Here is a 21,048-nt window from a genome sequence, read left to right as displayed (position 1 = left end):
CCGCAGCAATAGGCGGGAGCAGGAACCGGCGGTGGGGAGCGGTCGGGAGCTGTGGGCCATGCCCAACAGCGGAGCTCGCAGGGCTCTCCGGCTGAAGTCCTCGTTTCCCGGACACGAATCCGGTCGTGGGAGCGTGGTCCGGCGACCAGCGACTCGAGTGTCCCAGGTGTCTCCTTGCTCGAGTCCCAAAACCGGGGCCTGTCAGCGAGTTCTGGGACACTCACCGCCGTGAGCACACTGTTGGGCTGTGGAGTTGATCGCTATGTGGCGGTGTTCTGTGGTCGCTTGGTGGCGGCGTTGGGCGCCGATGACGAGGAAGTCGGGCAGCCACAATGTCCGCGACTTAGAACCGGGTTTGGTGACGTGGCCGCACCGAACATCATCACGGGATACTGGGCGGCGAGGTGCATGTGCGATTGCGCTGATTCTCACGACTGAGGCCGCCGCCTGTGTACCAACCCGACTGCGAGCGTCAACACCACCGCGGCACCCCCTAAGCCGGCGGCCCACCGCCACCACCGGATGCCGACGTCATCAAGCCGGACCTGGCGTTCGTCTGGTCTAGGTGTCTGCGGAGGACCGTATATTGCGATGGCCGCGTCACGGGTGCGGCCATTGGTGGATTCCGTGGTGGCCGAGCAACTATTGACCGCCCACTGCGCACCATGGGTCTGGTAAGTGTTGGTGAACACCAGATACTCGCTGCCGATATCGAACCCTCGTCCGCAGGCGGCGCTTTGCGTGCTGGACGAAACCACTGTCTTGACTCCAACGTCGCCGGCGAACACTTCCCGCACAGTGAACTCGTAGAATCCGGTGTTACCGTCGATGCGTTGCTCGGTCGCGGTCCCGGCGAATACCGACGCCGCCCTTGCGACCTGTTCGAGGATCTGCGGGCCGTTCTGCTCGTACACACACGAGCACGCGTGAGCTGTCCCCGGTGTGGCCACCGGCAATGCTATCGCCGCCACGAGGACCGCAATAGCCATCCACCATCGCATTCCAAGTCCCTTTTCGCTGGTCATCGTCTACCGGCAGTCACGCTAGAGGCAGGCTAGTCGAGGGGGTCGATGCCGACTTCGCCCACCAATACTGTCCCTTGGGCAAGGACGAGTTGCTGTTCGTCCTGCAGCAGCACCGGCGCTCACTCGGCAAGACCCTCGACCCCGAGGACTTCACCGACGCCCAGGCCATCGCCGCGGTCGCCCGCATCACCCGCGGCAACTTCCGGCTCCTCGAACGGCTCTTCCCCCAGATCCAGCGTGGTTTGAAGATCAACGAACTTTCCACCATCACCAACGACGTCATCGAAGCCGCCCAGTGCACACTCGTCATCGGCATCACCTGAACCGGGACCGCCACTTACCGTTGGCAAGCCCGCCGATAGTCCGGCAAAGGCAACCCATACCGGATTGACATGCAGGACGGTTAAACAGGATGGCCGGCGGGGATGATCGCGCTGGCCGCGATCGAGCTCGACTCCTCTTTCGGTCGTCCTGTTGGTGGTTCGTCATACAGGACGCCCAGTCAGGGCAGAATGGGAGTGCCGGGATGACATCTCAACGTTTGTGGGAGTCGGTGGCCCCGGAAGCCAGGAGTGTTAGACGTATCCAGTTGAGCGCCGAACCACTGAAGCGTGCCGGGACTTCATTGCCAGAGATACGACACGCCCAGTCTGACAATTGGCGCAAAGGAGACCGATCTGTCTGCGAGGCTCAGGCCGTGTAGACCTCGTGTCTCGCTGCTGAATTCCATAGTCGGATTCGAACACTGGGGGTATTGCATGCGGAAACGAACCACACTCACGATGGCTGCCACCGATGCCGCGGCGTCGATCGGTTCGTGAACCGATACTCGGGTGCCGCAGTTGGCCTCTACCTGGTCGCTGCGATCGCACAAGCACTTACCTGGGCTGATCTGAGTGGCGATGAGCGAAGCTCGCGAATCGTGCTCTTCCTACTCGCCGGCGCCCTTCTTGCCGCAGTCCTTGGTATCCGTTCTGAGAAGGACTGAGTAGAGCTGGGCGTGCTGGTCAGGCATCCGCACCCCAGCTCGAACCAGATTTTGGCCGAGTCAAGGGGTCGTCCATACCTGCATCGACGGACTTCCCTGCCTGGTGGCCCGCTCCCGGTCCCGAACACCGGCACCGACCGAGAGATGCTGTCAGGCTATGTCCGCGGCGGGTGGCCCCGACCATGAATCGCCTGGTCGGGGCCACCCGTAACGTGTTCGACGTGGACTAGTCGAGCCTGATCGAGTCAGGTGAGGCGTATGCCACGATCATCTCGTCAACACCGCCCGCAGCATCCTTGCCGTTGGCGCCACCTGACGCCGCGAGAACCCCGCCATCTATCGCTGCGAGTCACACTGTTGGGCTACGCCCGAGTCTCGACCGCCGACCAGAACCCCGATCTCCAGAGCGACGCTCTGAGCGCCGCGGGCTGCTTCAAGGTGTGGACCGACATCGCGTCCGGCGCCAAGACCGATCGGCCGGAGCTCGCCGCCCTCTTGGATGTACTGCGGCCCGGCGACACCCTCGTCGTGTGGCGGCTCGACAGACTCGGTCGGAGCCTCCCTCACCTGATCGAGACCATCGCCGAGCTCGAGCAGCGCGGCGTCGCCTTCCGGTCCCTGACGGAATCCATCGACACCTCGACCGCCGGCGGGCGGCTGATCTTCCACATCTTCGGTGCACTCGCAGACTTCGAGCGCAGCCTCATCAAGGAAAGGACAGTCGCCGGCCTCGCCGCGGCCCGCGAGCGGGGCCGTGTCGGGGGCCGTCCGGCCGCGCTCACCGCCGCGAAGACGAGACAGGCCAAGAAGATGCGCGCAGAGAGCGTGCCCATGTCGGAGATCGCCGAGGTGCTCGAGGTCGCGCGGAGCACGCTGTACCGGCACCTCGGCTAAGCGGAGTCGCGGCGTCGGAGGAACATGTCCAGTGCCGCTCCGACGTTCTCGCGCACGAAGCCCTCTTTCTCCGCTGCGATCACAGAGCGCATCGTCTCGAGTTCACGCTCGGCGCCCGGCAGGTCGAACACCGCGCAACCAGCGGCGTTGCGGACATCCCAATCGTCGTCTGTCTGGGCCAGGTCGATCAGCGCTCCGCGGCATCTCTCGGCAAGGGAATCGTCATCGATCCGAAGGATCTCGAAGACCCTCACCGCTTCGATCCTTACCAAGTCGTCCTCTGGCACATCGGCCGCAACCGCGAGCAGAAACGGGGCCAGCAGCGGTCCGTCGCCATCCTCGGGAACCAATGATCGTAGTGCGGAGAATCGCCCATCCGCGCTCGCCTGCGCGAAGTTGGCGATCACTTCACGTGCGGCCGCTGATTCGGAACTCATGACGCTTCACGCTACGGGGCTTCACGGAGTCCGATCAGTTCGACGTCACGAGGGCTCCGAGGGAAGGAGCTTGGTGGCTACAGCTCGGGGTCGACGGCGTGGCTGGGCGGGTCGAGTTCCGGTCCCGACGATTCCGGTCCGTCCCCGGACTCGGTAGTGCGCTGGATCTTTCCGAGCTGCCTGGGGAAGGCTGAGCCGGCGGCGCGGAGTCCGTCGAGGACGCCCAGGTCGACGCTCGGGGTGCTCGCCACCTCGGGTGCGGCGGTGTTGTCCGGTGCCTGCCAGGTCAGTTGGAGATCGCCTCCGGCGACCCGCTCGTAGCGCTCGACGTGGTCGGCGCCGCGGTCGACGGCCTTCGTGCGATACAGGTCGTACCGGGTGACCGACGAGGACTCCTCGCTGACTTCGCGGGCGTTGACCTCGGTGACGGACTTGCCGTGCAACGGCTTTCCGTCGAGTTCCCGCAGGTCGGTGAACAAGCCGTCGACGGCGGCGCGGGGTACCCAGCGCCCGCCCATCTGCGCGCCGGGGTTGGCCGGCTCGGCGGCTGCCGCCAGGAAGCCCTGACGCCACCGGGAGACAATGCGTTCGGCCGCGACATGCTGTGGAGCTTCCACGCTGGCTTGACAGTCTGTCTCGGGGTGGGTCTGATTCGCGAAACCCACTGCTGGCCAGCAGTCCTCGTCCGAAAGTTGTATCTGCACGGCTGTTGTGACACATAGAAATGGCACTAACTTGTGAGACGGGCCGACCTGAGACGATCCGCCCAGGCGGCCGTCGGGTCACGACCGTCTCACTTCCAAGGAAATGAGACGTTGCTGGCGGTCACCTACTCCGAGGTGTCGATAGCCCTTCTCGGACTGTGTGGCAGGAGCTGCCGGACCAGATCGTCATGTACGCGCATCGATTCAGCCTGCTGGGCTGCCTCCCGCTCACGAACGGCCTCGGGTTTCGAGTACTCCTCGATGCGCGCCACCTTCGTCGCCAGCGTATTTATCGCGGGGGCCATCTTTTCCATCGCCTTCGTGGATCGTTTGTGCAACCCGAGGTGATCATCGGAGTGCGTAGAGCTGACACTGTTGCGCACGATCGCCATGTCCAGCCGGAATTCCTCTGTGTACCGGTTCGCTTCTTTGTCCCAAAAGTYGGCCCTGTCGGAGTACCGGATGGTTGCCATCACCACGTCCGAGATCGGTTCGTCGTTCAGCAGGACTCCGTCGGCGTCCGTACCTTTTCCGATGAACCACAGGCTGCGGAGCTCGACACCTGGCATCAGGTTGGAGATCGGGTGCACGTAGCGGCCCAACAGAAGTGGGACGAAACTGTTCTCGCCACTACGAGTTCCTGTGTCTTCGATTGCTGGGTCGAAAGTCACTTCGACGTTGTAAGCCACGCTGGCCCCGTAGTTCCGTACGACAAGGTCTGCGGTTTTGCTGTTCGGATGCGGATCCTTCTCAAGAAGTGCACCCACCATCGGTCGTGAACGGTCTCGACTGTCTCGCTTGGATGCCCGAAGGGTGCGAATGGCGACAGCCGCGGCGGCTATGGCCGCCAGGGACGCGATCGCTGTTGCACCAGCGCTAACAGCAGAACCCCACGCTGCAACAAGGTCAGTTGTGTCAGATGCGAGAAGCGTCGCCATGGCTGGCAACCTACTTGCAGGGACCGACAGCTTCCTCGTATCGATCCCCAGCCGTACTCACAGCGAATCGACGACCTTCATCGTCTCGACCGCCACCGTCGTCACGCGGCGGATCAGATCGACGATCTATGTCGGGTCGTCCTGCTCGTCGCACCAGTCGTTCGGGTCGTTGATGATCCCAGACGCCTTGTCGGTCTTGACCTGGTAGCGATCGATGATCCACGCCAACGCCAAGAACAACAGCATCCAGCAGGTCATCTTGCCCGGCGGCACCACGAGAAGTGCACAGGCCCCGGCGAGCGCGTCGTCCGCATGGCGCGGGCGAGCGGGGAAGTGTCGGCCCCGCTGGCTCCATTGGGATGGTCCATAGGCTGTACCGCCGGCGCATCCTGTGAAACCGCGCCTCGTTGCCGGTGACGTCTGGGAACCGGTCTGGCGATTCCCAAAGAGGTACGCGATAGCGGGGGCAGGGGCAGACTGGTCCGCATGTTCAAGGTGACCTGTCGAGACTTTCAGGATCCAACTGGCACTGTCGAGACGTCGCACTCCGACGATGACACCTTCGTCGTACATGACAGCGGCGCACTGATCGTGACGCGACCGACCGAGGAACTCGTCTATGCCCCCGGGACATGGCTGATGGTTCGCCAGCCGAATGGGGATTCCGTCATGGTTCTGCCAGGGTTAGTTGGCCCCACATGACGGAGAAATCTGGCCCCACCCCCGGGTAGTCGGGTGAGTGGTGACGGAGATAACTGGCCCCACCTCCGACACGCCCGGGGCGACGGTTTCGGCGCCCACGAGCCCTGGCGCCGCGACCGGGCGGATGATCGGTTCCACCACACCGCCGCCGTGAGGGGTTCGGGTTGGAGCCGTATCGGGTGCAACTGTTCGAGGCGATCCGCCGCGACGCGCGGCGAGAGAATCTGTCGATCCGGGCGCTGGCCGACCGGCACGGTGTGCACCGCCGCACGGTCCGTGCGGCGTTGGAGTCACCGATCCCACCTCCACGCAAACCGCGGTCGAGCGCTGCCCCGAAGCTCGAGAGGTTCAAACCGGTCATCGACGAGATGCTCCGGGCCGACCTGACAGCACCGCGCAAACAGAAACACACCGCAACCCGAATCCGAGACCGGCTCATCGACGAACACGGACTCGCCGACGTGTCGTATTCGACGGTGCGGGACTACGTTGCCCGCCGCCGACCCGAGATCGCCGCCGAGGCCGGCGCGCGGGTAGAGATGGCATTCGTGCTCCAGGGCCATCCGCCCGGCGCCGAGGCCGAGGTCGACTTCGGGGACGTGTGGGTCGACCTGGCCGGGACGATGACGAAGTGCTTCCTGTTCACCTTCCGGCTCTCCTGTTCCGGCAAGGCGGTCCATCGGGTGTTCGCCTCGCAGGGCCAGGAGGCGTTCATCGAGGGGCACGTTATCGCGTTCAACACGTTGGGCGGGGTTCCGTTCGGGAAGATCCGCTACGACAACCTCCGGTCCGCGGTCTCACGGGTGCTGTTCGGGCGCAACAGGAAGGAATCCGACCGCTGGATCCTGTTGCGCTCGCACTACGGGTTCGACTCGTTCTACTGCATCCCAGGTATCGAGGGCGCGCACGAGAAGGGCGGGGTCGAGGGTGAGGTCGGCCGCTTCCGGCGCAACCACCTGGTCCCGGTCTCGAAGGTCGCTTCGCTCGATGAACTCAACGCGCGCCTCGCCGTCGCGGACGAGGCCGACGACAGTCGCCGGATCGACGGGCGGATCCGGACCGTGGGCGAGGACTTCGCGCTCGAACAGCCCTTGTTGCGGCCGCTGCCGGTCGAGGACTTCGAGTCCGGGTTGTGGCTGACACCGCGGGTGGACCGGTTCGGGCGGGTGACGGTGCGCCAGTGCCATTACTCTGTGCCGATCTACCTGATCGGCCGCACCGTCCGAGTCTCGCTCCAGGCGAGTGAGGTGGTGATCTACGACGGCCGCCGCGAAATCGCTCGTCATCAGCGCCTGACCCGTAAGGGCGCCCAAACCCTGGTCCTGGACCACTATCTCGAGGTGTTGGCCCACAAACCCGGCGCGCTCCCGGGCTCGACCGCGCTCGGCCAGGCGCGTGCGTCGGGCGCGTTCACCACCGCCCACGACGCGTTCTGGGCGCTGGCCCGCACCGTCGCGGGGGACAAGKACGGCACCCGCACCCTGGTCGAGGTGCTGCTGCTGCACCGACACATGGACCATGCCGACGTCATCGCCGGGCTGCGCGCAGCTGTGAGCATCGGTGCCGCGTCGGCGGACGTGGTGGCCGTCGAGGCCCGCAAAGCCGCAGCGACAAGGTCCGAGGACGGCCATCGGGTTCACCCGCAGATTCCCGTCGAGCAGAAGGTCGTCAGCCTCACCGCGCGGCGGCTGGTCGATCCCGGCGCGGTCATCGCCGGCCTCCCGCCGGACCAGCGGCCGGCGCCGTCCATCTCGGTCTACGACGAGCTCCTCACCCGCCGGCAGTATCCACCCGGCGACGCCGCGCCCACCACCTCGTCAGGAGCATCGACATGACCACCACCCCACCCACACCCGCCGTGCGGCGCCGGCGGGGCCTGACTCCCGAGGCCGCGGCCACCGCGATCGAGCAGGCCTGCCGGGACCTACGGCTACCGACGGTGCGCACCAGGTTCGTCGACATGCTCACCGTCGCCGAACGCGAACAACTCACCTACGAGGGGTTTCTCGCCGAACTGCTGCTCGCCGAGTGCGACGACCGCACGCGGCGGCGCAGCATCCGCCGAGTCAAGGCGGCAGGGTTCCCGCGCACGAAGTGGTTGGCCGACTTCGACTTCGACGCCAACCCGAACATCAACCCCGCCACGATCAACACCCTCGCTGGCTGCCACTGGGTGCGCACCGGCCAACCCCTCTGCCTGATAGGCGATTCCGGCACCGGCAAGTCGCACCTGCTCATCGGGCTGGGCACCGCTGCAGCCGAAGCCGGTTACCGGGTCCGGTACACCTTGGCCACGAAACTGGTCAACGAGTTGGTCGAGGCCGCCGACGAGAAACAGCTGGCCAAGACCATCGCCCGCTACGGACGTGTCGACCTGCTGTGCATCGACGAGCTCGGCTACATGGAACTCGACCGGCGCGGCGCCGAACTGCTGTTCCAGGTGCTCACCGAGCGGGAGGAGAAGAACTCCGTCGCGATCGCCTCGAACGAGTCGTTCTCCGGATGGACCAAGACCTTCACCGACCCGCGCCTGTGCGCGGCGATCGTCGATCGACTCACCTTCGGCGGCACCATCATCGAAACAGGCACCGACAGCTACCGACTCGCCCACACCAAAGCCGCACGACCGGCAGAGGCTGCTGCCCAATCGTAGAAGGCACTGGGCCCTTCCCATCGCCTTCTGTGCTCGATCAGCTACCCCGGCCGAGATCCCTGATCACTGGGAGCAATCTCCTGGCGAATTCGTTCTCAGAATTTCGGATGGTCTCGCTGACCAGGACTGTCGTCGCATTTGACTGCCTGAACCAGGCCAATTTTGACTGGTCCTTGGGCGGTTGATCTGGGCTGAAGGTCGGTGAGTGCATTGCCCCGTGCCCTCTGCGCACAGTGCGCAGAGGGCACGGTAGTAGACGTTCGGGGACTACGATCGTCGCTGGACGATCGAGCATGAGCGTCTCGCAGCGAAATTCACCCACGCAGGATGGATTGCGGAGCGATAGCCCAAAGCCCACGAAGGCCTGGACCGATCGACTACTCAGACTCCTTGATGCCGTCAGGCGCGGGACGGCAGATCGTGCAATCGAAAACTACCCAAAGTTGGTATGACCCACCGACAGGGCGGCACTCGTACCAGCTGTAGACGCGGCCCAGGCCGGCTTGCCCCTTTGCGTGGCAAGCGGAGTAGCTCCATCCTCCGGACACGAGTGTCGCCGACGCCGCAGCCGCCGCCGCGTCCTGCGTCGCGCTGTATCCGCTGACCGTGGAAGGTTGTGCAGCCGCGGATCCGGTCCCGAGCCCGGCCAATGTTGCTGCTGCTGCAAGTCCAGCAAGCGCGAGCCGTCCTCCCATCCGTGAACGGCGATTGCTGGGTGTCATGTCAATGAGTCGAAGCATCAAGGACCTCTCAATTCTGTTTTGTCACACAGAGTTCGGAGTCGTGCTCTTTGTCTCGTACGCTGAGCAACTTAAACAGACCGAGCGGAATGCTACTCCAGGCGCGGCGCTTCTTTACTCAAGTGTTACCGAAAGGAAGGGGTCGGGACTTGGCTTCGTCACGTCGCTCGACAGCTCCGTCGTTACCATGACCTCCCGTTCGTCGTTCCATGGGTCCAAGTCCACTGTCCGGACGCCCCGATCGACCAGCATGGTCAAATTGAAGGTTGCGACGCGTCGCGGGCTCGGCCCATCTCCAACCAACCACACGGCGTGGACTGGCGAGTTCTCGCGCCTCGGTGTTACCAGTGACGAAGAGGTCTCAGTCCTTCCGATTTCAAAGCCGTTTCGCATTACAGTGACAGTGTTGTGCGCAATGTTGATGCCGGTCGTGTCGCGCGTTGACATCCACGTCAGTTTGAAGGTCCCGGGCGAGAACTGCGGCGTCCTATCGGGCACCGGATCCGGGCTTGAGCATCCAGAAGCGACGGCGAGTGCGGCCAGGAGGAGAACCAGAAGGCTCCGGGTCCGCATCATTCTCTCCCGCTTCTCGTCGTATTGGACATAGTCGTGGACACATCCTGAACAGCGTATCCGTCGACCAGTGCGCCTCACGCTTGCAGACGGCAGCCTTGGCCAGCACTATGCCGACCGATCGGCCATCTATCCGACAACGATGAACAGCTCCAAAGGATTGACCCCCGGCCGTACAGGTAGGACGGAGGCGGGACGGGCTCGTAGATGGGTGAGAACCCCCGCGGCTGTGTGCCACGGGGGTTCTCCACCGCTATCTCACTCCCGAGTTAGGGAGTCATCTGGCGAGATCCAGTTCGATCGACCCACCAGTTGTGTCTCCGGCACGGAGAACGAGGCGGCCAGCACCGGCCGCATCGATCCACGACCGCAGGACATTGAACTCGGCAACGTACCGGTCTGGTGACCCATGCCCACCCCATCCGACCTGGATATTCGTCGAGTATCCATCCTCGTTGACCATTCGCAGCTCGGCGGACACAGGCGAGTCGAGCAGCTCGTCAACCGAGGCAGGATCTGTGCGAATCGCGACGATGCTGAATCGAAGCCCTCCGGGCTCCGCGAGGACGCTCGACACCCAGCTCCGGATGCCGTTGTCACCGTTGGAGATGAACGCAGGTGACGTCAGGTTGCGTAGTTCCCGTCCTGGATCGCTCATGCCGTCACGCTACCGCTGGTCAGCCGTCTCAACCTCGACCACAGCAGTGGAACACTTCGGGAACCACCGACCCCTTGGCTCGCAACTCGACACCCAACCACGGGTGGGGCCAGATTCCACCGTCAGGTGGGGCCACTGGCGGTTGACATAGCCATCCGTCAGGACGACAGGGAACTACATCTGATCAGACCTCGCTTGAACTGCTTTGTGCGCACTGGGTTGATGAGGCGAAGCCGTCAGCTCGAGCGATGACCTATCGCTAGCTGACATAAGAGGGGATTACCGGCCCGGTCGGCTCACCTATCGGGCGGGGAAAGGGCGACCGGGGCGGAAGGACACGGAGGACATCAGGTCACAGCGGCACGCGGCAGAGCCACTGCGACGGGCACGCTTCCCGTGATCGAGTGGCCCACCGGTGCCGGGACGGAGCCGAACCGGTCGACGGGGTGCCGGCGCATAGGCTACCGCCCATGCGGGATCCCTTCGAAGTGGCCGAGGACCTGGCGGAGCACGTCAGGCCCGGTGTCGACGATCATCTGATGTCGCTGATCGACGAGTTCGTGGAGGCCGGCGAGCCCACCCTCGCGGTGGAGATCGCCGTCGACGCCGCGGCGACCACCGGTCTGGCGGTGCCCCCGGATCTGATCGCCGACATCACCCGGATCTGGCTCAGCGGCAAGTACGACCTCACCCGGATCGCCGGCATCGTCACCGGGATCGAGACGCTGGCAGCGGACGCGGCAGCGTCCGGACCCGGCGCGGGCAGACGGCCGGTCGGCCGCCCCGCGTCCTCGGACGAGGCGGGGGGTGTCGGGCTCCCCGGCCTCTGGGATCGAYGGCGGACGGCGGAAGGGGCTCGGGGTGATGCCGCGGGCCGATCGTGAAGCGCGCGTCGATGCGCTCTACTGGGACCTGGCCGCCGAGATCGGCACCGAACTCGACGACTTCGAGTCCGGACGTTGCTTCCTCGTACGAGTACGGCGAACCCGAGGCCGCGATCCTGCCCGGCATCCTGGAGGCCGCGCTCGCCGGCATCCCCGTCTCCGCCGCCGTGGTGGACCGGGCCGCCGTGCTCTTCCCCTGCGGGAACGAACGTGACGCCATGGCCTGGGCGGCCGCCGTCCACGCCGGATTGAGACGCTGATCCGCCGACGGCGGAGGCTCACGACCTGGGGAAATGTCATATCGGCTGCTATCGGCCGGCGCCTGCTGGCGAGTTCCCCCCGGTACCCATGTGCGCGGCGCGCCGGCATGGAAACCCGGGTGCGGTGGGGTGTTCACCAATGACGGAGCGTGGTGGGCTGCATGCGGATTGGATAGGCCTACCGGTCGGTAGTCACACTTAAGGATGGCTCCTGATCACACAGATCTGGATTAACTCCAGGTTGAGCTAGTCAGGTGTGCCGTCACCGGTTCGATGACTTGCCGGCGCCGTCTGAACGGCGACGGGAGGATTGCTTCCGGTTGGGGTGACGAGTCAGCTGTACTAGGGGCAGTCCCCTGACCTGCTCTACGTCGGTCAATGCGGTTGTGGCCGCTGGTTACGACTCGAGTCTTCGACATTCCGCTTCAATTTCGCTTCGTTCGAGCTGAATGCGCTGCCGTTCCTGAGCGCTGAACCTCCTGACCTGCATCCCGAGGATGGCGGCAGCACCTGTTTCCGTCACCCCGAGTAGTCCCATTACGGCTTGTCGGGCTGCATCGTCATCGGATGCCCCTGCCACAACCGTGATCAGCTCGCTGCGGCGGTCTACGCCGGCCAAAATAGCGGTGACGATTTCAAGTCGTTGATTCATCATGGCCAGGATCTCGTCGCGGCTGGGAGGTGGATCTTCGCTGCGCCTTACACGGTCGTCGTGCCGTCCGTGGGGGCCTTCACCGGTCATCGACTTAGGATGGCAGATGGTTGGATGTCCCACCTTGCTTCAGCACGCAACGATCAACGATCGCCGCGCCTCCCGTGTCGCTGATAGCCGGCCGATTCCTACTCACTCACACCACGGCACACCGCACACCACACGTGGACGAGACCATGGACCGGGAAGTGCCCACCGAAGTTCTGCAGACGGCGGGTCGTCGACGTAGATCCGAAAATTCGGCCGGAAATGCCTGGATTCCGTCACTGGCGGGTTGATAGGTGAACCCGATCGACACTGATGGGTGAATACCCTATGGAGGGGTGTTCACCAATGACGGAGCGTGGTGGGCTGCATGCGGATTGGATAGGCCTACCGGTCGGTAGTCACACTTAAGGATGGCTCCTGATCACACAAATCTGGATGCGTTCCAGCGTGGCGGCGACGTTAGGGGGGCCTCCAGCAACACCCGCTGCTTTTGATTGGCCGCCGAACAGTGTTCGGATACGGGGGCCGTGACCGACGTGATAGTTCGGCAGGCTGAGCCCGACGACGACTTTGCCGGTCGTCCGGCTATACAGGTCGCGGCTGTCGCCGGCTTTCGAGGACCTGGTCGCTGGACGGCCCGCCAGGGCTTGTGTTGACGGGATCGCGGCRTGGTTCAGTTCTGATCTGTTGAACGCTACGGTGTTGCGCCGCAGCGTGATCCGTGCGCCGACGGCCTTCCGATGAATCACGTGACGAACGGGTATGGTCGGGCTGCCGTTCCATCCATTGCAGAGGCGGGGGTCATCTATGGTTTCGGCGAGGCGCCAACTTGTCGTGGTCGCTGCGGTGGGGGTGGTGGCGTTCAGTTTCGCTCCGTCCTATGCGGTTCCGAGCGAGTCTGCGCAGGGTGTACCGGACAAGGGTGTGGTGGCGGCTGTGGAGGTGGCCGTCGCGAAGGCGAAAGACTCGAACTCGAATCATCTGGAGGGACTCTCCGATGAGGATCGTGATCTTCTTCGATCGTCGAAGGTCAAGTCGGTGCTCATCGATGCAAACACCGGGGCAGTGCTCAGTGTTGGTGAGGGCGCGTTCGTTCCGGAGGGCGCTGCGCCGGCGGCGTCTGGGTAGTTTGCCCAACGCGGTGGTGCTCCGTTGCGGCCTGCGGTGCCGGTCGAGTGCTGAAGTCCGCCTCCTCTGTCTGGAGTTGCGGCGGGCACGATCGCATCCTGGACCGATGACCGCGAGAGGGAATGCAGCGTGCTCGCAGCCAAGCGAACCGGGGTGAGGGCAACAGCCTTCGTACTTGCAGCGGGGGTGTCGGTGACCGCGTGCGGAACCCGGGACGCACACCATCCGGGTCCCGAGGCTGGCGGCGCGACGAAGGATGTGCCCTGCCGACAGTTCGAGTCGTTCTCCGGACGCCTTCTCGTCGGCAATCCGCTGCTGGCACGACCCAGCGCAGCGCTGGTGCCAGTGCAACCCGGGGAGGTGCCGCCGCCTGTGCCTGCCCTACCCACCCTGGATTCGATCGAGATGGACCGTACCGCCAGTGGCGATACCATCGTCTTCCGCCTGAGTGGCGACGGAGCAATTGGATGGACCGCCCGCTTCGTTCAGATGCCACTGCTGCAAGGTGCGGGTGGCGCTGTGTTCATCTCGGGTTCGTGCATTCTGCAGATCGACCTGACCGGAGTGGACTCGGGCGCGGCCTGGGGGAGCGACGAGCTGCCGATCCGGCTGTCGCCCGATGGCGACGCATCCGCAGTGGTTGAGATACTCGGTTACCCGAGCAGTAACGGTCTCGCTCAGACATTTGTGGGAATCAGAAGCGGGACGCCCGCGGTAGCGGTCGACGCCTCGACCGATCGCCCTGCGATCCTCGTCGCAATAGCCTCCTGAGGAACAGGATCAGCGTCTCGATGACCTGGCAGGGCCGACTGTTCACCATCCCCATCGCGGTAGCGCTGGTGACCGCGGTGTGGCTCGTGCGCGAAGCCCCCGCGGTGTTCTGGGTCCTCGCACTGCCGATCGCCGGGGTGGCCGGGCTATTGATCGGGGTGTGCGCACTCGCGGGTGCCCGGATCGCGATCATGTTCGGGCGGGTGACGGCGCCGCGGCCGTGGCGGTGGCGGCAGATGTTCGCCCTCACTGTCGGCTTCTCCACGCTGCTGCTCAGCGTCCCGGTGTCCGTATGGCTGGGCTTTGGTCAGGTGCTCGCGCCCTACCTGATTGCCGTGGTCGCGTACCTGTGCGCGCTGGTCATCTGTCCACCGCTGGAGCGGGCGCTGGCAGACGTCGCGAGTCCCGACTGAGCAGTGCGGTCGGTGCCGGTGGTGAGCGTCTCCTCAATGCACTTCTGGCCATCTGCACTATGCCGAATCGGTCGCCACACGAAGATCCGCGGAGCGTCGGCACCTCGTTAGCCGGCCGACTGCTCATGGCACCTACTCCGGAGGGTTGGCGCCGTCGATGGTGGCGAGGATTGCCCGCAACACCCGCGCCTCGGCCGAGAGTGCAGCTTCCCCGACGGGAGTCAGTTGGATCCACGATCGCTGGCGACGGCCGTTGTAGGTCTTTCGCATTGAGATGTAGCCGTGCTGGGCCAGGAGTTCGAGGTGTCGGCCGAGGTTTCCGTCCGTCAGCCCCAATGTGGTTCGCAGGTAGGAGAATTCGAGCTCCATGCCATCACACAGGGTGGTCATGATGGCGAGCCGCACTCGCTGGTGAACCGTGTCATCGAGGCCGGTGATGGGGTGGTGCGTGTCAGCCAACTCGCAGTCCCTGGCTCTCGGCGATTCTGCACTGGACCGCTCCGGTCAAGGCAATGACCGCCAGAACGAGTGTGGCGATGCCTGACCAGACGTAGCTCGTCAGGGTTTCCTCGATCCCGAGCAATCGACGGACCGGTTCGCTCACTGTTGCCAGCCCCACGACGATCGCGGCGAGCGCTGCCGCCCAGACCGGCCAGCACCGCTCACGCCATCCGATGGCGAAGAACCCAACGCCTAGCAGGGACAATGCGCCGAGATTGTAGATCAGGGGAAGCAGTCCGAAGAAAATGGACAGAACCGCAACCAGGGCGATCGGGTAGTAGCCGGCGCCACGCTTCCGGATCCCCATGGCCTGGACGCGGAGGTAGACGATTGCCCACAGGGTGAGGAACACGGCAGGGACGGTCAGTACCTGAATCCAGCCCCCTGGCCCTTGGTCCGCCAGGATCGAGATGCCGATCGCCGTGGCGCCCAGGCCCATCATCAGTAAATTCGTCGATGCGACTCGGCGCGCCAGCCGCACACGCTGAGCCGCATCCGTCGCCCTTTTGTCGAAGGTGGCCGCGGAGAAGTCGTTGGCTGACATGCCTTGACTCTGCATTGCAGAGTGAAATGCGTCAACCCTGAAACCCGTTGTTCGAAAATCGTCCGCGGTTCCAATAGGTGAACGCAACGGGCGCTGATGGGTGAACACCCCAAGAGCTGGCTGGGCTGGGCGGTGCCCGCCGGGGGAATCGAACCCCCATCGAACCTTGGGAGAGGTTCCCCTTGGCGGCGCCGGGTCAGCGTGTCCAGCCAGCATCCGTGGGAGTCGGATTCGAAGGTGGGTCTCGATGTGCTCGACCAGGTCGGATGGTCGGGGGTGTCAATCGTCGATTGAAACGGGAGGGCCGGAATTCAACTCATCGGGGTCCCAGTCATCTCGCCGGTCTAGCCTCTCCATCGCCGCAACCGCCACGCTAAGGATGGCGAAGAACCCGACAATGACTGCGATAACGCCTGCCATTTCCCCCCTTGGCCCTTCCTGCCTGCCCGGAAAAGTACCAACCAGGCATGCAATCGCGCACCGAGATCACGAGAACGGCAGCAGTGCGCCTCGACTGCGATGGCGGGGAGTTCTCCGAGCTAACTAACTTTGGGGTGGCCCCGCCAGTTCCGTGGGGCGGGCTGGCGGGGTCGGCCGTCCCCTGGGGGCAAGAGACGGCCCAGCCACAGTAATTCGATAGCAACAAGACGCGCCGCCGACTTCCCCGGAATGACCGGTAACGGCCGGCCGATAGTCGGCGGGCCCGAATTGGTTCTCACCTCCATGATCGACCGGTTTGATGCCGATGAAGAGGAACATGAGACAACGGTCGCTGCACGCGATAACGTGTTCTAGTTTTGCGTGTCTGGACTATGGGAGGAACCGGATGGTCAGCTTCTTCAGCAAGCGTGGGGATCTACTGGTGGCGGAAGAACTTGCCGTCAGTCCCTGGTCGAAGACCCAGCTCAGTGGCACCGGCATCTGCGGCCTGATGGCACGTCAGCTCGAGACCCACTGCCCAACGGGATTCATTCCCGCCAGGCTGACCGTGGACCTGTTCAGCCCCGTTGCCAACGAACCGATCCAGGTAGGTAGCGAAATCGTCCGTCAGGGCACACGGATCACGGTCGCGGACGCGTCCATCGTGCAGGACGGAAAGGTGCGGGCACGGGCCTCGGTGGCGTTCCTGACCACAGGCGTCGAACCGGAAGGACGGGTGTGGAGCCCCGCACCGGATCTGCCCATGCCGCCAGAAGGGTGCGTGTCCCCGGAGGGATCACCGCCGCTGTTCAAGAGTGGTGATCGCGAATGGACACACGACTTCGCAGCGAACCAGAACGCCGATCGCAAGATTTCCTGGCACACTCTTCCCCCACTCGTTGAAGGCGAGCCGATCTCGCCGTTCCAACGCGCCGCGTTCCTCAGCGATGCCGCCAACCACGTGTGCCATTGGGGCTCGCACGGCGCCGGGTACATAAATACCGACGCGACCCTCACGCTGTCGAGACTTCCACTCGGGTACGAGCTCGGGCTGCGGGCCGACAGCACCGTTGCCTCAGAAGGCATCTCGATCGGCACCGCCACCCTCTATGACCGCGTCGGCCCGCTGGGAACCTGCGTTGTCACCACAATGTCCAACGCCCGCCGTCAAATTGACTTCACCGCCCCGAGCCCATCCTGACCACTTCGTTCGAAGGTCGCTACAAGCGACGTTCCCTGTTGGCTATGTCGCTGGTTCAGCGATGGTTGGCAGCCCACGTCAGCGGTGCAAATAACTGACGCACCATCAGCCGAACTCGTGTCCGGGTGACGTTCGGACGGTCCCCTGACCGAATCGGCAGCCGCACCCGGACCGCCTGGAGGACTGGGGTGAATCGCGTTGGGTTGTCGCCCGTGACGATCCCGCAGGTCACGCCCGTGGACTGCTGGCGCCGTCGATGGTGGCGAGGATTGCCCTCAACACCCGCGCCTCGGCCGAGAGCGGGGCGCGCACTGTGAGCGCGACGTCAGGGCCGTCCGGACTGGCACTCGACTGCCACCCGGTTCGTCGTGGCCTGAGATGAGGTCAGCACCGCGGCAACGCCAGCTATCGGAACCCCGTCATGGTGCGACAATGCAACCCGGACCGAGGGGAGTGGCGGGGTTGACGGTGACCGTCTGAATGGGTCCGCCGGCTGAGGTCTGATATGCCATCAGCGAATGCTCACCCGGCGCCGTCGGGGTCCACAATGTGACTTTGTGCCCGAGGATCACCGGCGTGCTGTAGTACGGGTCGATGTTCCAGGCGAGGTCCTGGGGAAACATGGTCGATTCGTTGGTGTAGTCGACAATGTCGGTGCGCGGCTCGACCAGTTCTTCGGTGCGGGCCACCACCAGATATGTGCATCCGACGCCGAACGGGGTGGTCGGTCCCGCGCTGAGGCCGGGGGCAATAGTCAGGTCGACGACCTCGGCGGAGGCCGTAGGTGCGGCCCCCAGCGCTGTAGCGGCACAGGCCGCAAGAGCAATGAGGGACAGGTGAGCCGGCGGCAAGGTCTTCATACCGATGAGTCGGTTTCGGCGGGATGTGTGTTACTCGTAGCCGCATCGATGACGACGGGCTACGAGAGCATCGCCGGAACCGGCGCCTTTGTCGTGCCGTGAGCGCACAACGCCTAGCGCTCGAACGCTGAACTCGCCCTGCCGGCACAGTGGCGGCGATCAAGCTTCAAACCGGGTCGTCGTGGCGCGCATGCTCTCTGGGTGCCTCGCGGCGCATGTGGTCGAATGCCGTGTCAGTATCGGGTGCCAGTACTGCCTGATGCAGAACCACCCGTTGGGCGGAGGAGCGGTAACGGGCATGCTCCTGCGCGGCCTTGGTGGTGATGATGGAGTGCCGGAGGCGCCGAGGATCAGTGCAAAAGGACGTCCTCGCGCGGAATTTCGTGGACAGATGTCGTGTAAAGATCTTGAAATCCCCATGTTGCCAGGACGAGTATGTCCCGCATTTGTCATGATTCCAGCCTATTTGTCCCTTGGAACTGCAACTCTTCCATGTCGGCAAGCCTACGAGGCGATCGTCATTGTCTTCCTTGCGGAGGGACACGCGACGACACAGTATTCCGGGCATGGGATTCTCGCTGATCTTCGTACGCGTCCAGGGAGACGAGCAGCGCGACGCGGATCGCGATGCCGTCGCCGCCTTCCTCGAGGCGCGCGGCCTGCGCGCGGTGGACAGCGACGGCCAAGGTTCGCTTCTGGTCGATGCGGACGGGCAGGCGCTCTCGTTCGACGGCCACTGGACCGACCTGTACCTCGACCCGCTCGATCAGGAGGAGCCGCTGAGCGGTGGGATCGATCACGCCTCGCTGTCGGACGAGGAGACGACGTTCATCTATGAGCTGTGCGTCGCGGCGGGGTTCCTCATCGCCAATCCGCAGGGCAACCCGACCTATGTCGTCGCCGGCGCCAACCATGCCCCGGGAGACGTTCCGGATCCGGAGGACGTGGACTGGGTGAACAGCGCTGCCGAGCTACGGCAGGCGCTCGCCGGCAACTTCGACGACTTCCGCGATTGGCGTGACCGCGTGGTCGCGCAGTACGCGGACGGGCGGGCCGACGGCTAGGAGCGCGCGCCACCCCGGCGGCGCACGGCGGCTTCTCGATCCGGGGAACCGCCGTCCCCGGTCGTTAGGCTGTCGCAATGTCGATGAACTTCATGCTGGGCTTCGTGCCGAACACCGACCTCTCGGCCTTCGGAGCTGACGCCGAACCGACCATCGACTTCGACGACGCGAGCCGCAGCACCGCGGCCGTCCCGTCGGCCGCGCAGGTCGGCGCTCACGTGGTGCTCGTGGATCCCGGTCTCGATCTCCAGCAGCTTCCGCAGCTCTCCGAGCCGCCCGCGGGAACGGTGCTCGTCACCCTCGGTGGCACGAGCGACGTCTACGTGGTCCAGTCGTTCGGCGACGACCCCCGCCTTCGAGTGCTCGCCGAGCGCGAGGTCGCCGAAGACCTCGGCGCCCCGATCGACGCCGAGGCGGTGTTCGAGACCGAGGACGACCCGGAGGACGCGCACCTGGAGTTCGTCTGCCGCCTCGCCAGGATCACGGTCGAGGAGCTGTGGAACCTCGAGTGGGCGCCGCTCGCGTCGGGCAGGGGTGGGTCCTTCGGCCGTCTGTTCGGTCGCTGAGGCTCAGTTCGGATCGCGCGGAGTCACGCGGCCGGAGTCTGCCCGCGTAGTCGCGCGAGGCGGCGATCACCTGTCTGCTCAGCTCGCTCAGCTCTGCGAGTCGGTCGCGTCCCGGCGCGGCCCGACATGGTCGGCTCAGGCATGCTGCTCGACGGCCATGGCGCTCAGGAACTCGCCGTTCAGCTCGAAGGCCGGGAGCACCAGCGCCGTCAGCGCGTCGCCCCAACGAAGTGGCGCTCGCAGATGTGGCCAGGAACAGCGGGGGATCATGCCCGCTGGCGCGCCGAGTACGAGGCGCTGGAGGCACTGTGCCGGGCGCGTATCGCTGGATGGATGCGGACGGACGGGGCCCTGCCACTAACTGTCCGTTTTGGCGATCGGCGAGCGGGAAGAGACGGGCGTCGGAAAGTCCGTCGCGCATTGGCTTGGCGTCGGTTTGCGACGTGGCGGTACCGATCGAGTGCGTGGTCGTCGACTACGGCACGGTGTTCATGTCAGCGAGGTTCGAGTAGTTGCTCTTTGAGTGCGGTGATCGTGTGCTCCTCGAGCTTCAGTCCGTCGACGAAGTATCCTTCGATGTTGCCGTATCGCTTGTCCATCTCGTCGAAAGCTGCATCGAGATAAGACCTGTCGACTCCGAGGACATGGCGTAGCACATCTGGATCGCCGCCGGCAGCTTCGAACTTGGCGAACACGGGATGCAGTGCAGGGATCAGTTGGTCATTGGTAAGCAGGTAGTCGCGGTAGACCTCGGATCGATCAACTCCCAGAATGCTCAGCAACGCTGCTGCAGCCCAACCCGTTCTGTCCTTGCCGGTGGTGCAGTGGAAGAGCGATGGGCTTGGATATCCGCCGGCCAGTCCCTCGAAAAGAGACCTGTAGGAAGCCAGCGCACTGGGCAGAGAAATTATCTGGCGGTAGGTGTCGACCATCATCTCGCCTGCTCGACCACCGCCGAGCGCTTCTCCGATTCTTGCGATGGTGCCCTGGTCGTCGATCGCTGAGGCGAGATTTGCCGGGAGCGCAGTGGCGGAGTCGGCGAGTACGTCCAGGGCGCACGAGCTGACTCCGTCCAACTGAGGGTCGGGTGCCGCGATCCGCTCAGCGGCGGTGCGTAAATCGTAAATCGTTTTGATGCCGAGGAGGCTGAACTTGTGGTCGTCGGCGGGGAGGCGGTGCAATTCGATGGAACGGTAGACAATTGACGTGCGAACTCGCCAATGGTTTCCCGCGTTCACTCCTCCGATGTCTCTCAAGTTGGGAAGTACGGCCAGGTTGTCGGAATGTGCTCCTTCGTCATTCGCCATACCCAATTGTTGCAGAGGACTGGTGGCGGCGAATGCTGATTGGCGTGTGACTTATCTCGACGAGGTACTTGTCAGGAGTCGTCGTCCACAATCTCGATGAACCTACGGCTTCTGCAG

At 64.4% G+C, this 21,048-nt stretch carries 24 protein-coding genes and 1 pseudogene; 13 read left to right on the top strand and 12 right to left on the bottom strand.

The genetic code is table 11. The features are described from left to right. Positions 1-428: 428 nt before the first annotated feature. Positions 429-1,025, bottom strand: coding sequence for a hypothetical protein (locus AC1DU4_RS14510; RefSeq protein ID WP_477840920.1), 597 nt, complete (start codon positions 1,023-1,025; stop codon positions 429-431). 74 nt (positions 1,026-1,099) lie between these two features. On the opposite strand from AC1DU4_RS14510, the gene AC1DU4_RS14505 reads away from it, so the two are divergent. Next, positions 1,100-1,348, top strand: coding sequence for an ATP-binding protein (locus tag AC1DU4_RS14505; RefSeq protein ID WP_477840918.1), 249 nt, complete (start codon positions 1,100-1,102; stop codon positions 1,346-1,348). 1,019 nt (positions 1,349-2,367) lie between these two features. Next, positions 2,368-2,907: a recombinase family protein gene (locus tag AC1DU4_RS14500; RefSeq protein WP_477840965.1), complete on the top strand. Its 540-nt coding sequence runs from the start codon at positions 2,368-2,370 to the stop codon at positions 2,905-2,907. On the opposite strand, the gene AC1DU4_RS14495 is transcribed toward AC1DU4_RS14500, so the two are convergent. The 4 genes and pseudogenes from AC1DU4_RS14495 to AC1DU4_RS14480 all read right to left on the bottom strand — a co-directional run. Continuing rightward, positions 2,904-3,344 carry a hypothetical protein gene (locus AC1DU4_RS14495; RefSeq protein ID WP_477840917.1) on the bottom strand — a complete coding sequence of 147 codons (441 nt, stop codon included), beginning with the start codon at positions 3,342-3,344 and terminating at the stop codon, positions 2,904-2,906. The two genes, AC1DU4_RS14500 and AC1DU4_RS14495, sit on opposite strands and share 4 nt — an antisense overlap. A 77-nt stretch (positions 3,345-3,421) precedes the next feature. Continuing rightward, complete coding sequence (locus tag AC1DU4_RS14490; RefSeq protein WP_477840915.1) at positions 3,422-3,961, bottom strand: hypothetical protein; 540 nt, start codon at positions 3,959-3,961, stop codon at positions 3,422-3,424. A gap of 212 nt (positions 3,962-4,173) precedes the next feature. After that, the gene (locus AC1DU4_RS14485) at positions 4,174-4,986 is read right to left on the bottom strand and encodes a hypothetical protein (RefSeq protein WP_477840913.1); all 813 of its coding nucleotides are present in this window, start codon (positions 4,984-4,986) and stop codon (positions 4,174-4,176) included. Between the two features lie 57 nt (positions 4,987-5,043). Then, positions 5,044-5,217 (bottom strand): annotated as a pseudogene (locus AC1DU4_RS14480) (type ISP restriction/modification enzyme); the annotation flags it as partial. A gap of 255 nt (positions 5,218-5,472) precedes the next feature. Between AC1DU4_RS14480 and AC1DU4_RS14475 the strand changes: the two are divergent. From AC1DU4_RS14475 to istB, 3 genes are all read left to right on the top strand, one after another. Then, positions 5,473-5,688, top strand: coding sequence for a hypothetical protein (locus AC1DU4_RS14475; RefSeq protein WP_477840911.1), 216 nt, complete (start codon positions 5,473-5,475; stop codon positions 5,686-5,688). Between the two features lie 164 nt (positions 5,689-5,852). Beyond that, positions 5,853-7,523: an IS21 family transposase gene (gene istA / locus AC1DU4_RS14470; RefSeq protein WP_477840909.1), complete on the top strand. Its 1,671-nt coding sequence runs from the start codon at positions 5,853-5,855 to the stop codon at positions 7,521-7,523. Beyond that, complete coding sequence (gene istB, locus AC1DU4_RS14465; protein ID WP_477840907.1) at positions 7,520-8,341, top strand: IS21-like element helper ATPase IstB; 822 nt, start codon at positions 7,520-7,522, stop codon at positions 8,339-8,341. Before istA ends, istB begins: the two co-directional genes overlap by 4 nt. Before the next feature lie 1,590 nt (positions 8,342-9,931). On the opposite strand, the gene AC1DU4_RS14460 is transcribed toward istB, so the two are convergent. Then, positions 9,932-10,312 carry a hypothetical protein gene (locus AC1DU4_RS14460; protein ID WP_477840906.1) on the bottom strand — a complete coding sequence of 127 codons (381 nt, stop codon included), beginning with the start codon at positions 10,310-10,312 and terminating at the stop codon, positions 9,932-9,934. A 470-nt stretch (positions 10,313-10,782) separates the two neighbouring features. On the opposite strand from AC1DU4_RS14460, the gene AC1DU4_RS14455 reads away from it, so the two are divergent. Next, positions 10,783-11,196 (top strand): hypothetical protein, encoded by a 414-nt coding sequence (locus tag AC1DU4_RS14455; RefSeq protein WP_477840904.1) that lies wholly within the window; start codon positions 10,783-10,785, stop codon positions 11,194-11,196. A gap of 11 nt (positions 11,197-11,207) precedes the next feature. Further along, complete coding sequence (locus tag AC1DU4_RS14450) at positions 11,208-11,456, top strand: hypothetical protein (protein ID WP_477840902.1); 249 nt, start codon at positions 11,208-11,210, stop codon at positions 11,454-11,456. 397 nt (positions 11,457-11,853) lie between these two features. On the opposite strand, the gene AC1DU4_RS14445 is transcribed toward AC1DU4_RS14450, so the two are convergent. Beyond that, a complete protein-coding gene (locus AC1DU4_RS14445) occupies positions 11,854-12,198 on the bottom strand; it encodes a hypothetical protein (RefSeq protein WP_477840900.1) in 345 nt (114 codons plus the stop codon). 792 nt (positions 12,199-12,990) lie between these two features. Between AC1DU4_RS14445 and AC1DU4_RS14440 the strand changes: the two genes are divergently transcribed. From AC1DU4_RS14440 to AC1DU4_RS14430, 3 genes are all read left to right on the top strand, one after another. Next, on the top strand, positions 12,991-13,284 hold the full coding sequence (locus tag AC1DU4_RS14440; protein ID WP_477840898.1) for a hypothetical protein: 294 nt from the start codon (positions 12,991-12,993) through the stop codon (positions 13,282-13,284). A gap of 129 nt (positions 13,285-13,413) precedes the next feature. Continuing rightward, positions 13,414-14,055: an AMIN-like domain-containing (lipo)protein gene (locus tag AC1DU4_RS14435; RefSeq protein WP_477840896.1), complete on the top strand. Its 642-nt coding sequence runs from the start codon at positions 13,414-13,416 to the stop codon at positions 14,053-14,055. A gap of 20 nt (positions 14,056-14,075) precedes the next feature. Further along, positions 14,076-14,468, top strand: a complete 393-nt coding sequence (locus tag AC1DU4_RS14430; protein ID WP_477840894.1) for a hypothetical protein — start codon at positions 14,076-14,078, stop codon at positions 14,466-14,468. A gap of 132 nt (positions 14,469-14,600) precedes the next feature. On the opposite strand, the gene AC1DU4_RS14425 is transcribed toward AC1DU4_RS14430, so the two are convergent. Both AC1DU4_RS14425 and AC1DU4_RS14420 read right to left on the bottom strand, forming a co-directional pair. After that, positions 14,601-14,927: a transcriptional regulator gene (locus AC1DU4_RS14425; RefSeq protein ID WP_477840892.1), complete on the bottom strand. Its 327-nt coding sequence runs from the start codon at positions 14,925-14,927 to the stop codon at positions 14,601-14,603. After that, entirely contained in the window at positions 14,920-15,513 is a 594-nt protein-coding gene (locus AC1DU4_RS14420) for a hypothetical protein (protein WP_477840890.1), read from the bottom strand. The genes AC1DU4_RS14425 and AC1DU4_RS14420 overlap by 8 nt, the downstream gene beginning before the upstream one ends. Positions 15,514-16,339: 826 nt before the next feature. On the opposite strand from AC1DU4_RS14420, the gene AC1DU4_RS14415 reads away from it, so the two are divergent. Then, positions 16,340-17,134 (top strand): thioesterase family protein, encoded by a 795-nt coding sequence (locus AC1DU4_RS14415; RefSeq protein WP_477840888.1) that lies wholly within the window; start codon positions 16,340-16,342, stop codon positions 17,132-17,134. 419 nt (positions 17,135-17,553) lie between these two features. Here AC1DU4_RS14415 and AC1DU4_RS14410 read toward each other — a convergent pair whose 3' ends face one another. After that, positions 17,554-17,994, bottom strand: coding sequence for a hypothetical protein (locus tag AC1DU4_RS14410; RefSeq protein ID WP_477840886.1), 441 nt, complete (start codon positions 17,992-17,994; stop codon positions 17,554-17,556). 566 nt (positions 17,995-18,560) lie between these two features. Between AC1DU4_RS14410 and AC1DU4_RS14405 the strand changes: the two genes are divergently transcribed. Together AC1DU4_RS14405 and AC1DU4_RS14400 are read left to right on the top strand one after the other, a co-directional pair. Then, the gene (locus tag AC1DU4_RS14405; protein ID WP_477840885.1) at positions 18,561-19,058 is read left to right on the top strand and encodes a hypothetical protein; all 498 of its coding nucleotides are present in this window, start codon (positions 18,561-18,563) and stop codon (positions 19,056-19,058) included. Positions 19,059-19,135: 77 nt separating this feature from the next. Continuing rightward, on the top strand, positions 19,136-19,624 hold the full coding sequence (locus AC1DU4_RS14400) for a hypothetical protein (protein ID WP_477840883.1): 489 nt from the start codon (positions 19,136-19,138) through the stop codon (positions 19,622-19,624). Positions 19,625-19,759: 135 nt separating this feature from the next. Here the strand turns inward: AC1DU4_RS14400 and AC1DU4_RS14395 are convergent, their stop codons facing one another. Both AC1DU4_RS14395 and AC1DU4_RS14390 read right to left on the bottom strand, forming a co-directional pair. Then, positions 19,760-19,894, bottom strand: a complete 135-nt coding sequence (locus AC1DU4_RS14395) for a hypothetical protein (RefSeq protein ID WP_477840881.1) — start codon at positions 19,892-19,894, stop codon at positions 19,760-19,762. 224 nt (positions 19,895-20,118) lie between these two features. Beyond that, complete coding sequence (locus AC1DU4_RS14390) at positions 20,119-20,931, bottom strand: tyrosine-protein phosphatase (RefSeq protein WP_477840879.1); 813 nt, start codon at positions 20,929-20,931, stop codon at positions 20,119-20,121. Between the last annotated feature and the right edge of the window lie 117 nt (positions 20,932-21,048).

It is taken from the genome of Rhodococcus sp. P4_F5 (assembly GCF_056401315.1).
The sequence above is the reverse complement of the archived record's forward strand: the minus strand, read 5'-3'. Positions and strand labels throughout refer to the sequence as shown.